This window comes from Noviherbaspirillum denitrificans, assembly GCF_002211445.1.
In the GTDB taxonomy this organism is placed as follows: domain Bacteria; phylum Pseudomonadota; class Gammaproteobacteria; order Burkholderiales; family Burkholderiaceae_D; genus Noviherbaspirillum; species Noviherbaspirillum denitrificans.
On record NZ_LSTO01000001.1, the window covers coordinates 3,846,026 to 3,857,983 of the forward strand.

Sequence of the window (11,958 nt, forward strand, 5' to 3'; positions counted from 1 at the left end):
GACCCTGTTCCGCGCGCTGGCCGGCATCTGGCCATACGGCGAGGGGAGTGTCGAAATCCCGAGCCGGTCGCGGCTGCTGTTCCTGCCGCAGAAGGGCTATCTGCCTATCGGCACGCTGCGCGCTGCCATTGCCTATCCGGCGGAGGAGCAGGCGTACAAGGACCGTGCGATCCGGCATTACCTGGAGATGTGCATGCTGCCGCACCTCGCCGAGTTGCTGGACGAGACGGACAACTGGAGCCAGCGCCTGTCGCCGGGCGAGCAGCAGCGGCTGGCCTTCGTGCGCGCGCTGCTCATGCGGCCGGATGTACTCTTTCTCGATGAGGCGACCAGTGCGCTCGATCCGGATTCCGAGGCAACGCTGTATGAAGCGGTGCTGCGCGAACTGCCCGACGCGGCACTTATCAGCATTGCCCACCGGGAGGCTGTTGCCAAATACCACGGAATTCGTTGGCACTTTGTCCATGAATCCGAGGGTTCGAACAGGTTAGCGAACGCTACGGCGATTTCGCGCTATACAATTCGGGCAACCCCACTACAGCGCACATAGCGCAGCGTCGATCATGTCTTTCATGTCGATCGCAGACTGGACTGGATCGACATGAAACGCTTCTTCATTCCGCTCGGATTGCTGCTTTCACTTGCCGGTTGCGCAACGCAATCGGCACGGCCCGATGCGAATGCTGCCCGCACCGCGGCAGATACCACACTCTCTGTTTTCTCTTCCAACGAGGCAGGCGGGTTGCCGCAGGGCTGGGAGCCGATGATCCTGCTGCGTAACAAGAAGCAGACGCAATACGAACTGGTCAGCAAGGACAATGCAACGGTCCTGCATGCGCGCGCCGACAGCGCGTCGTCCGGCCTCATGCAAAAGGTCGATATCAATGCGCAGCAGCAGCCCTGGCTGCATTGGAGCTGGAAGATCACCAGCCTGGTGAATTCGGCGGACAACACCAAACGTGCGACCGAGGATTCGCCGGTCCGCATCATCCTCGGCTTTGACGGCGACAAGGACACCATGCCGTTTACCGACCAGGTACTGTTCGAGACGGCGCGTGTGATGACTGGCTACGAATTCCCGTATGCGACGCTGATGTACATCTGGGAAAACAACAAGCCGACGGGCACCATCATCGGCAGCACCTATACCAGCCGCATCAAGATGATGGTGGCCGAAAGCGGGTCGGACGGCATCGGCGAGTGGCGTAACTTCGCGCGCAACGTCATTGAGGATTTCGAAAAGGCTTTCGGCGAAAAGCCGGGCCGCCTGATCGGCGTCGGCGTGCTTACCGACACCGACAACACCGGCGAATCGGCGGAAGCGTGGTATGGCGATATCCAGTTGCTGCGCGAACGCTTTGCCCACCACAGCGGGCCGGGCAGTGCCCAGCCGGCACTGTCCCTCACCCAACGCAAGTAATTCAGCTTTTCGCCAGCCAGCTTTCGGCCAGCTTCACCCAATAGCTTGCGCCGATCGGCAGCAGCTCATCATTGAAGTCATAGCTCGGATTGTGCAGGTTGCACGGTCCGAGGCCGTGGCCGCTGTCACGGTGCGCGCCTTCGCCGTTGCCGATGAAGACATAGCAGCCCGCTTTTTCCTGCAGCATGAAGGCGAAATCTTCCGCGCCCATGGTCGGTTCGACCTGGGAATCGACCTTGTCCGGGCCGACGATGGAGCGCATGACCTCGACCGCGAAGGCGGTTTCCTTCGAGTGATTGATCAGCGGCGGGTAATTGCGCTTGAAGCGGAAGTCGACCGAGGACTCGAAAGCCGCTGCGGTGTGCTCGGCGATCTCCTGCATGCGGCGTTCCATCAGGTCGAGCACCGGGGTCGTGAAGGTGCGCACGGTGCCTACCAGCGTTGCTTCGTCGGGAATGATGTTGGTGGCGCTGCCAGAATGGATTTGCGTGATCGACAGGACGCCGGCGTCGAGCGGATTCTTGTTGCGCGAGACGATGGTCTGCCAGCTTTGCGCAATCTGCACCGCCACCATGATCGGGTCGATGCCCTTGTGCGGCTGTGCAGCATGCGCGCCCTTGCCCTTGATGGTGACTTCGAATTCGTTCGACGACGCCATCATCGGACCGGCGCAAACGCCGAAGGTCCCGACCGGCACGCCTGGCCAGTTGTGCATGCCGAACACGGCTTCCATCGGGCATTCCTTGAACAGCCCGTCGTCCATCATGCGGCGCGCGCCGCCGCCGCCTTCCTCGGCCGGCTGGAAGATCAGGTAGATGGTGCCGTCGAAATTGCGGTGCTGCGACAGGTAGCGGGCCGCGCCCAGCAACATCGCGACATGGCCGTCGTGGCCGCATGCATGCATCTTGCCGGCGTGGCGCGACGCGTGCGGGAAAGTATTGATTTCCTGGACCGGCAGGGCGTCCATGTCGGCGCGCAGGCCAACGGAACGCGAGCTGCTGCCGTTCCTGATGATGCCGACCACACCGGTCGTGCCCATGCCGCGGATGACGGGAATGCCCCACTCCGTCAGCTTTTGCGCAACCAGTTCGGCAGTGCGGCGCTCTTCAAAGCAGAGTTCGGGATGGGCGTGGATGTCGCGCCGGATCTGGCGCAGCTCTGATTGGAATTCGAGAATGGGGTCGATCAACTTCATGTTTGCCTCCGGGACGCACGCCGTGCTGGTGATGGAATCGCTTATTGCTTTGCGGCATGCGGTCAGCCTGCGATATGCGTACGATATGGGTATATTACGCTTGGGCCGAGAAGGTATATTTTAACTACTGCAAACACGCCTGCGGCACGATTTCTTTCGTCGGGCGCCTGCCACAAGCGGGCCTCCGGCACACCACGGATGTCCACATGACCACTTCAATTGTTCGCGCTACCTGCCCCCATGATTGCCCCGATACCTGCGCCCTGCTCGTTACCGTCGAGGACGGCGTCGCCGTCCAGGTGAAGGGAGATCCCGATCACCCCACCACCGCCGGCGTGCTGTGCACGAAGGTATCGAAGTACACTGAGCGCACTTATCACAAGGACCGCTTGCTGCACCCGATGAAACGCGTCGGCCGCAAGGGGGAAGGGCGCTTCGAGCGGATCACCTGGGACGAGGCGATCGATACCATCGCATCGCGCCTGGGAGAAATCGCCTCGGGTAATCCGCAGGCCATCGTTCCCTACAGCTACGCGGGCACCATGGGCTTCGTGCAGGGAGAGTCGATGGCGGCACGCTTTTTCCACAAGCTGGGTGCTTCGCTGCTCGACCGCACTATCTGCGCATCGGCGGGTGGGGAAGGCTACAAGTACACCATTGGCGCACGCATCGGAACCGACGTCGAACAATTCCAGAATGCCAAGCTGATCCTGATCTGGGGCGGCAATCCGATCGCATCCAACCTGCATTTCTGGATGCGTGCGCAGGAAGCCAAGCGGCGTGGCGCGAAGCTGATCGCCATCGATCCCTACCGCTCGCTGACGGCGGAAAAATGCCATCAGCACATCGCGCTCCTACCCGGCACGGACGCGGCGCTGGCGCTTGGCATGATGCATGTGCTGATCGCCGAAGACTTGCTGGATTGCGACTACATCGAGCAGCACACGCTTGGTTTCGGCCAGCTCAAGGAGCGCGCCGCCGAATGGACGCCGGAGCGGACCGCGCAGACCTGCGGCATCAGCGTCGAGGAGGTGGTGCAGTTGGCGCGCGAATACGGCGGCGCGGCAAAGCGCGGCGAACCGGTCGCGATCCGCGTCAACTACGGCGTGCAGCGCGTGCATGGCGGCGGTATGGCGGTACGCAACATCGCCTGCCTGCCGGCGCTGGTCGGTGCGTGGCGCCATGCGGCGGGCGGCATCCAGCTTTCGTCGTCGGATTCCTTCCCCAAGAATCCCCAGGTACTGCAGCGCCCCGACCTGCTGAAAGAACAACCGCGTACCATCAACATGAGCACCATCGGCGACGACCTGCTGCGCGAGAGCTCGCAGGCATTCGGCCCGAAGATCGAAGCGCTCGTGGTGTACAACTCCAACCCGGTTGCGGTGGCGCCGGAATCGGCGAAGGTCGTGCAGGGCTTCGCGCGCGAGGACTTGTTCACCGTCGTGCTGGAGCACTTCCAGACAGACACCGCGGATTACGCCGACATCCTCCTGCCAGCAACGACGCAGCTCGAGCACGTCGATATCCATTCCACCTATGGCCATTTGTACATGATGGCCAATAATGCAGCGATCGCGCCGCTGGGCGAAGCCAAGCCGAACACCGAAGTCTTCCGCCTGCTGGCAGCGCGCATGGGATTCGACGATCCCTGCTTCCACGAGAGTGATGACGAGATCGCCGCGCAGGCTTTCAAGCGCGACGACGTGCGCGCGATCCACTTCGACTGGGATTCGCTCAAGCGCAAGGGCTGGCAAAAGCTCAATGCACCGGATGCGCCCTTCGCGCACGGCGGATTCCTGACACCATCGGGGAAGTGCGAGTTCTATTCTGCGAAGATGAAAGCCGCCGGACTTGATCCTTTGCCAGCGTATATCCCGCCGCATGAATCGGTCGCGAGCAATCCGGCGTTGGCGAAAAAATATCCCCTCGCCATGATTTCTCCGCCGGCAAGGAACTTTCTTAACAGCAGCTTCGTCAATGTGCAGAGCCTGCGTGATACGGAAGGTGAGCCGCATCTCGATATGCATCCTTCCGACGCAGACGAGCGCGGCATCGGCGATGGCGACGCGGTCCGGATTTATAACGACCGCGGCTCCTTCATCGCAAAGGCACGCGTGACGGACAAAGCACGGCGCGGGTTGGTGGTGGGCTTGTCGATCTGGTGGAAGAAGTTCGCCGCAGACGGCAAGAATGCCAATGAAGTCACCAGCCAGCAGCTGACCGATATGGGCAATGCGCCAACGTTTTACGATGTGCTGGTGCAGGTGGAAAAGGCATAGGCAGGAATGAAGATGAAGTGGCGGGCGTTGATCTTTTGCGGGATGGCAGGACTGGTTGCAGGCTGTGCGCAGCTGGGATATTTCGTGCAGGCCGCGCAGGGCCAGCTCTCGCTGCTGTCCGAGGCGCGCCCCATCGACGACTGGCTGTCCAGTCCGGACGTCGAGGACAAGCTCAAGGGCAAGCTCACCCGCGTCAAGCAGATCCGCCAGTTCGCCGCGCGCGAGCTGGGCCTGCCGGACAATGACACCTTCACCACCTACGCCGACCTCAAGCGTCCGTTCGTGATGTGGAACATCGTCGCGACGCCGGAGCTGTCCTTGAAGCCCTTGCAATGGTGCTTCCCGGTGGCGGGCTGCGTGAACTACCGTGGCTATTACAGCAAGGATGATGCGCAGTCGTACGCCGCCGAGCTGCGCGCCGACAAGTACGATGTCGAAGTGTCCGGCGTGCCGGCGTATTCGACGCTGGGCTGGTTCAAGGACCCGGTGCTGTCGACCTTCATCCAGTATCCCGACGGCGAACTCGCGCGCCTGGTATTCCACGAGCTGGCGCACCAGGTTGTGTACGTCGCGGGCGATTCGCGCTTCAATGAATCCTTTGCCGTCGCAGTGGAAGAAGCCGGCGTCGAGCGCTGGATGGCCGTGTACGGCGACGAAAAGACACGCAAGGCCTACGTCGCATATGAAGGCCGCAAGCGCGACTTCCTCGCCTTGCTGATGAAGCACCGGAAAATGCTCCAGGAAAATTACGAGCGCGACGTCAGCGACGACGAGAAGCGCAAGGAAAAGGCTTCTATTTTCCAGTCGCTGAAGGACGAGTACCAGGAGCTCAAGGCATCGTGGGGCGGCTACACCGGCTACGACCGCTGGTTCGCCGAGCCGCTCTCGAATGCGCACCTGTCCGCCATCGCCACGTACCACGACTTCGTGCCCGGCTTCAAGGCACTGCTGGCGCGGCAGAAGGACATGGGCAAGTTCTATGACGCCGTGCGCGAGCTGGCGTCCATGGGTGAGAATGAGCGGCATCGCCAGCTCGCGGAATATGGCGAGTCGCCGATGACCGCGGAAAACCAGCACGCGCAAGAGCACGCACAATAAGCGAGCCCTCCTGCCGATACAAAACGCGACCCGTCGAGGTCGCGTTTTTTTTGCCCGAATCAGCGCCGTTGATTGCTGCGCCGCAATACTGGAAATGTAGAAAAAGCCCTCTGATCTTGTCTAAAAGACTTGCCTTGGAACGCTGCCGCCGATAGCATCTAAGATGACAAAAAAAACCGGTCGTTCGATTTTTATGCGACCGAAACCATCTCACCACACAAGACAAGAGGCAGACAATGGAAAAGATTTGGTTGAAGTCCTATCCCCAGGGCGTTCCATCGGAGATCGACTACACCCAGTACCGCTCGCTGGTCCACCTGATGGAAGAATCTTTCCGCAAGTATGCGTCGCGCAACGCGTACGTCTGCATGGACAAGTTCCTGACCTACGCCGACGTCGACACGTACTCCAGGCAGCTGGGCGCATGGCTGCAGGGGCGCGGCCTGCAGAAGGGGGCGCGCGTGGCCATCATGATGCCGAACGTGCTGCAGTATCCGATCGCCATTTCCGGCGTGCTGCGCGCCGGCTACACGGTCGTCAACGTCAACCCGCTGTACACCCCGCGCGAACTGGAGCACCAGCTCAACGACTCCGGCGCGGAAGCCATCATCATCCTGGAAAACTTCGCGCACACGCTGGAGCAGGTGATCGGCAAGACCAAGGTCAAGCATGTGGTCGTGGCCAGCATGGGCGAGATGCTGGGCGGCGTGAAGGGCGCAATCGTCAACTTCGTCGTGCGCAACGTGAAGAAGATGGTGCCGGCATTTTCGCTGCCCAATGCGACCCGCTTCAAGCAGGCGCTGTCGGAAGGCGCGCGCGGCACGCTCAAGCCGGTGGACCTGAAGCATGGGGACGTCGCCTTCCTGCAGTACACCGGCGGCACCACCGGCGTCTCCAAGGGCGCGACCCTCACGCACAGCAACGTCATCGCCAACGTGCTGCAGAACGATGCCTGGGCGCAGCCTGCGCTGCAGCGCGAGCCGAAGATCGATCCGCTGACCATCGTCTGCGCACTGCCGCTGTACCACATCTTCGCACTGACCGCGTGCTGCCTCATGGGCACACGCTGGGGCGCGATGAATATCCTGATCCCGAATCCGCGCGATATCCCGGGCTTCATCAAGGAACTGGGCAAATACAAGTTCAACCTGCTGCCCGCCGTGAACACGCTGTACAACGGCCTGATGAACAATCCCGAATTCGCCAAGCTCGATTTCTCCAGCCTGAAAATCTGTAACGGCGGCGGCATGGCGGTGCAGAAGGCGGTGGCGGAAAAATGGCTGAAGATTACCGGCTGCCCGATCGTCGAAGGTTACGGCTTGTCCGAAACCTCGCCCTCGGCAACCATCAATCCGGCGGACGCCGCCGAATTCTCCGGTGCCATTGGCTTGCCGATCCCGTCCACCGACATCGCGATCCTGGATGATGCCGGCCAGCCGGTGCCGATTGGCCAGCCCGGCGAAATCGCGATCCGCGGTCCGCAAGTCATGGTCGGCTACTGGAACCGCCCGGACGAGACCGCCAAGGTCATGACGCCGGACGGCTACTTCAAGTCGGGCGACGTCGGCATCATGGACGAGCGCGGCTACGTGCGCATCGTCGACCGCAAGAAGGACATGATCCTGGTGTCGGGCTTCAATGTGTATCCGAACGAGATCGAAGGCGTGGTGGCCGCCCATCCAGGTGTGCTGGAATGCGCGTGCATCGGCGTGCCCGATGTCCACTCGGGCGAAGCGGTGAAGCTGTTCGTAGTGCGCAAGGATCCGTCGCTGACGGTGGATCAGCTGATGAACTACTGCAAGGAACAGTTCACCGGCTACAAAAAGCCGAAGTACATCGAGTTCCGCGACGAATTGCCGAAGACCAATGTCGGCAAGATCCTGCGCCGTGAACTGCGCGACGAGAAAAAGGCAGCCTGAGCCGCCTGATGTTCGAAAAACCGCCTGCCAGCCAGGCGGTTTTTTTTCGTCCGTTCAGCCGGTACGAACAACGCCGGGGCGGCCATACTCGACGACAAACGACGCGATCGTGGCGACACCCGAATCAGCCGCTCGCACATCGTCGAGCGCCTGGAAGCGCACTGTCGTGCCGGACGGCTTGACCTCCATCGACACATAGCCGCGCCGGTCGCTGCGGCCATATCTGATATGCGGGTTTTGCGCGACGTACTGGTCGGTGCGCGATTGCGGGCGCGAGTTGGAGGACACCGATGTGCCGCAGAACTCGGTGGCGACGATGGGATTGCCGGCCGACGTCGGGCGGAAGAAATCGGGCTTGAGGTCGGCGGCGTAGAAGGTGTGCACGTCGCCGGAAATGACCAGCGGATTGGCCGCTTCGTGCTTCACCAGGCCGTCCAGCAGGCGCCGGCGCGCGGCGGGGTAGCCGTCCCAGCCGTCGGTCCAGAAGCGGCCGTCACCTTCCTTCTCGACCGGCACCTGCGACGCGCGCGCCATCAGGGTTTGCTGCGCGAGGATGTTCCAGCGCGCCTTCGACGAAGCAAATCCCTCCATCAGCCACGCTTCCTGTTCCGGGCCGAGCAGCGAACGGGCTGGATCGGCAAGTTCGGCGCAGCCGTTGGTCACGGACGACGAGCCGCCGCGTCCCGGGCTTGGGCAGGCGTGATAGGAGCGGTACTGGCGGCTGTCGAGCACATGGAATCGCGCCAGCCTGCCCCAGTCGTAACGATCGTAAATGCGCAGGTGCGCGTAGCGTTGCGGACCGTCCGGCAATGCGTGCAGGCGCACCGGCATATGCTCGTAAAACGCCTGGTAGGCAGCGGCGCGGCGCGCGAGGAAGTTGGGATCGATCCGCTCGTCGCGGTCCTTGCCGTAATCGTTTGCGACTTCATGGTCGTCCCAGGTGACGATCCAGGGTGCGGCGAGATGCGAGGCCTGCAGCAGCGGGTCGGATTTGTACTGTGCATAGCGCGCACGGTAGTCCGCCAGCGTCATCGACTCATTGCTGCGGCGGCGTGGTGACGCAGGATGGGTGAGCTCATAGGGGCCCCACTCATAAATGTAGTCGCCGAGGAAGGCGACGAGGTCCGGCGCTTCGGCAGCGATATGCCGGTGCGCCGCGTACTGGCCGAACTCCCAATGCTGGCAGGAGGCGAATGCCAGTCGCAGCGATGCGGGCAGCGTATCGGCCGCCGGGGCGGTACGCGTGCGCCCTGCGGGACTGACGGCGTCGCCGAGCATGAAACGGTACCAGTACCAGCGGTCAGGACGCAAGCCGGCGGCGTCGACGTGCACGCTGTGCGCCAGCTCGGGCAGTGCGGTTGCAGTGCCTTTCGCAGCGATCTTGCGGAATGCTTCGTCCTCGGCGATTTCCCATTGCACCGCATACGGCTGGTTCCCGGATGATTGCGCATCGAGCGGATCGGGCAGGATGCGTGTCCAGAGCACGACGCTGTCTGCACGCGGCGACCCGGACGCGACGCCGAGGCTGAAGGGATAGGATGCGATGCGCGTGACCGCACGGGACGGGAACGCCGATGCGAGCGCGGCCAGCGAGAGCAGCCGTGCCGCTTGCGCGAGAAAATTTCTGCGGTCGGAATGCATGGAGATGTGAGGAGAGGGGATGAACCCATCCCCCCGGAGCAGGTCAAAGCGGATGTTGTCTCATGTCACGATTCAAGCGGCGGCAGTTGCCGCGGCTTGCGGTCCTCGCCGGTGGCGACATAGGTGAGCGTCGCTTCCGTCACCTTCACTGTCTCGACCTGCAAGCGATTGCGCTCGGCGTACACTTCGACATTGACGGTGATCGACGTGTTGCCCACCTTGACCACTTCCGCATAGAAGGAAAGCAGGTCGCCGACGAACACCGGCTGCTTGAACACGAAGGAATTCACGGCAACAGTCGCGACCCGGCCATTGGCGCGGCGCACTGCGGGCAACGCGCCGGCAATGTCGACCTGCGCCATGATCCATCCGCCAAACACGTCGCCGTGCACGTTGGCATCGGCCGGCATCGGCATCACGCGCAGTTGCGGCATTTTCCCTGCGGGCAGGGTGGTTTGCGGGTCAGTCATCTTCTTCTCCTCTCTGTTGCAGCTACAATCGTCAAAGCAACAGCATAAACCAAACTTGTTGAACATTTTTCATGCGACGCCATCCTGTATCCTCCCCCGAGCCCCCGGCCAACCAGGGAACACGCAATGACTGGGTCACCCTCAAGACGCTGTTCCCCTACCTATGGGCGTACAAGTGGCGCATGCTGCTGGCGCTGACCTTCCTCGTCGGCGCCAAGCTGGCCAACGTCGGCGTGCCTATCGTGCTCAAGAAACTGGTCGACCACATGACGATCAGCGCGGACAATCCGCGCGCGCTGCTGGTCTTGCCTGTCGGCATACTGGTTGCGTACGGCTTGCTGCGGCTGTGCACGACGATGTTCACCGAGCTGCGCGAATTCGTGTTCGCCAAGGTGACGCAGAGCGCGGTGCGCACCGTCGCGCTCCAGGTGTTCCGCCACCTGCATGCGCTGTCGCTGCGCTTCCACCTGAACCGCCAGACCGGCGGCATGACGCGCGACATCGAGCGCGGTACGCGCGGCATTTCCTCGCTGGTGTCCTATACCTTGTACAGCATCCTGCCGACGCTGGTCGAGATCTCGCTGGTGATCGGCTACCTTGTGCTGCACTACGACGTGTGGTTCGCGGCGATCACCTTCGGCGCACTGATCGTCTACATCGCCTATACCGTTGCCGTGACCGAATGGCGGACCGGATTCCGCCGGACGATGAACGACCTCGATTCCAAGGCGAACACACGCGCCATCGACTCGCTCATCAATTACGAAACGGTAAAGTACTTCGGCAACGAAGAATACGAGGCGCGCCGCTACGACAAGAGCCTGCAGAACTGGGAAACCGCCGCCGTGAAGTCCCAGACCTCGCTCTCGCTGCTGAACACCGGCCAGTCCTTCATCATCGCTGTCGCGGTCACGCTCATCCTGTGGCGCGCGACGCAGGGCGTGATCGACGGCACGATGACGCTGGGCGACCTGGTGCTGGTCAATGCCTTCATGATCCAGCTTTACATCCCGCTCAATTTCCTTGGCGTGATCTATCGCGAAATCAAGCAAAGCCTGGCCGACATGGAGCGGCTGTTCACGCTGCTCGACCAGCACAAGGAAGTGGCCGACCGGCCGGAGGCGAAGCCGATCGAGATCAAGGGCGCGGAAGTGCGTTTCGAGCATGTCGACTTCAGCTACGAAACCAAGCGGCAGATCCTGTTCGATGTCGACTTCAGCATTCCGGCCGGAACCACGACGGCAGTGGTCGGTCACAGCGGTTCGGGCAAGTCGACGCTGTCGCGCCTGTTGTTCCGCTTCTATGACATCAACAAGGGCAGCATCACCATCGACGGGCAGGACCTGCGCGACGTGACACAGGTGTCGCTGCGCAAGTCGATCGGCATCGTGCCGCAGGACACCGTGCTGTTCAACGACACCATCGCTTACAACATTGCCTACGGCAGGCCGGATGCCGGCAAGGACGAAATCATTGCCGCGGCGAAGGCGGCCTACATCCATGACTTCATCGAAAGCCTGCCTGACGGCTATGACACCAAGGTCGGCGAACGCGGCCTCAAGCTGTCCGGCGGCGAGAAGCAACGCGTGGCGATCGCGCGCACGCTGCTGAAGGATCCCGCGATCCTGATCTTCGACGAAGCAACCTCGGCCCTCGATTCGAAATCGGAACAGGCGATCCAGGCGCAATTGAAGGAGATCGCGAAGGACCGCACCACGCTGGTCATCGCGCACCGACTCTCGACCATTGCCGACGCTGCGCAGATCCTCGTGCTTGACCACGGACGTATCATCGAACGCGGCACCCATGGGCAGCTGCTTGCAGCGAACGGCGCCTATGCCCAAATGTGGGAGCGCCAGCAGGCACGCCAGGAAGTCCCTGCCTCGTCGCCTCGCCCGGATTCCGAGGACGAAGAATCGGCGGCCGCCTAGCATTG

General features: G+C 62.1%; 9 protein-coding genes. 6 read left to right on the forward strand and 3 right to left on the reverse strand.

Features of this window, described 5'->3' with window-relative positions:
• Together AYR66_RS30445 and AYR66_RS18665 are read left to right on the forward strand one after the other, a co-directional pair.
• A partial coding sequence (locus AYR66_RS30445) for an ATP-binding cassette domain-containing protein (RefSeq protein ID WP_141104273.1) occupies positions 1–550 on the forward strand: 550 nt, incomplete at its 5' end.
• A 51-nt stretch (positions 551–601) separates the two neighbouring features.
• On the forward strand, positions 602–1,420 hold the full coding sequence (locus AYR66_RS18665) for a DUF3047 domain-containing protein (protein WP_088708750.1): 819 nt from the start codon (positions 602–604) through the stop codon (positions 1,418–1,420).
• 1 nt (position 1,421) lies between these two features.
• Here AYR66_RS18665 and AYR66_RS18670 read toward each other — a convergent pair whose 3' ends face one another.
• On the reverse strand, positions 1,422–2,615 hold the full coding sequence (locus AYR66_RS18670) for a M20 aminoacylase family protein (RefSeq protein WP_088708751.1): 1,194 nt from the start codon (positions 2,613–2,615) through the stop codon (positions 1,422–1,424).
• 206 nt (positions 2,616–2,821) lie between these two features.
• Here AYR66_RS18670 and AYR66_RS18675 point away from each other — a divergent pair, with 206 nt between their 5' ends.
• The 3 genes from AYR66_RS18675 (at position 2,822) to AYR66_RS18685 (ending at position 7,911) form a co-directional block, all read left to right on the forward strand.
• The gene (locus AYR66_RS18675; protein WP_088708752.1) at positions 2,822–4,894 is read left to right on the forward strand and encodes a molybdopterin-containing oxidoreductase family protein; all 2,073 of its coding nucleotides are present in this window, start codon (positions 2,822–2,824) and stop codon (positions 4,892–4,894) included.
• Between the two features lie 6 nt (positions 4,895–4,900).
• Complete coding sequence (locus tag AYR66_RS18680) at positions 4,901–5,992, forward strand: aminopeptidase (protein WP_420093111.1); 1,092 nt, start codon at positions 4,901–4,903, stop codon at positions 5,990–5,992.
• A 236-nt stretch (positions 5,993–6,228) separates the two neighbouring features.
• Positions 6,229–7,911, forward strand: a complete 1,683-nt coding sequence (locus AYR66_RS18685) for a long-chain fatty acid--CoA ligase (RefSeq protein WP_088708753.1) — start codon at positions 6,229–6,231, stop codon at positions 7,909–7,911.
• Between the two features lie 54 nt (positions 7,912–7,965).
• Here the strand turns inward: AYR66_RS18685 and AYR66_RS18690 are convergent, their stop codons facing one another.
• Together AYR66_RS18690 and AYR66_RS18695 are read right to left on the reverse strand one after the other, a co-directional pair.
• A complete protein-coding gene (locus tag AYR66_RS18690) occupies positions 7,966–9,552 on the reverse strand; it encodes an alkaline phosphatase D family protein (protein WP_088708754.1) in 1,587 nt (528 codons plus the stop codon).
• A 65-nt stretch (positions 9,553–9,617) separates the two neighbouring features.
• Positions 9,618–10,022 carry an acyl-CoA thioesterase gene (locus AYR66_RS18695; RefSeq protein WP_088708755.1) on the reverse strand — a complete coding sequence of 135 codons (405 nt, stop codon included), beginning with the start codon at positions 10,020–10,022 and terminating at the stop codon, positions 9,618–9,620.
• 71 nt (positions 10,023–10,093) lie between these two features.
• Between AYR66_RS18695 and AYR66_RS18700 the strand changes: the two genes are divergently transcribed.
• Positions 10,094–11,953: an ABCB family ABC transporter ATP-binding protein/permease gene (locus AYR66_RS18700; protein WP_088708756.1), complete on the forward strand. Its 1,860-nt coding sequence runs from the start codon at positions 10,094–10,096 to the stop codon at positions 11,951–11,953.
• Positions 11,954–11,958 lie beyond the last annotated feature (5 nt).

Coding starts and splice junctions, on each gene's coding strand:
- AYR66_RS18665 (WP_088708750.1), top strand. CDS start 602: ATGAAACGCTTCTTCATTCCGCTCGGATTGCTGCTTTCACTTGCCGGT.
- AYR66_RS18675 (WP_088708752.1), top strand. CDS start 2,822: ATGACCACTTCAATTGTTCGCGCTACCTGCCCCCATGATTGCCCCGAT.
- AYR66_RS18700 (WP_088708756.1), top strand. CDS start 10,094: ATGCGACGCCATCCTGTATCCTCCCCCGAGCCCCCGGCCAACCAGGGA.
- AYR66_RS18680 (WP_420093111.1), top strand. CDS start 4,901: ATGAAGATGAAGTGGCGGGCGTTGATCTTTTGCGGGATGGCAGGACTG.
- AYR66_RS18685 (WP_088708753.1), top strand. CDS start 6,229: ATGGAAAAGATTTGGTTGAAGTCCTATCCCCAGGGCGTTCCATCGGAG.
- AYR66_RS18690 (WP_088708754.1), bottom strand. CDS start 9,552: ATGCATTCCGACCGCAGAAATTTTCTCGCGCAAGCGGCACGGCTGCTC.
- AYR66_RS18670 (WP_088708751.1), bottom strand. CDS start 2,615: ATGAAGTTGATCGACCCCATTCTCGAATTCCAATCAGAGCTGCGCCAG.
- AYR66_RS18695 (WP_088708755.1), bottom strand. CDS start 10,022: ATGACTGACCCGCAAACCACCCTGCCCGCAGGGAAAATGCCGCAACTG.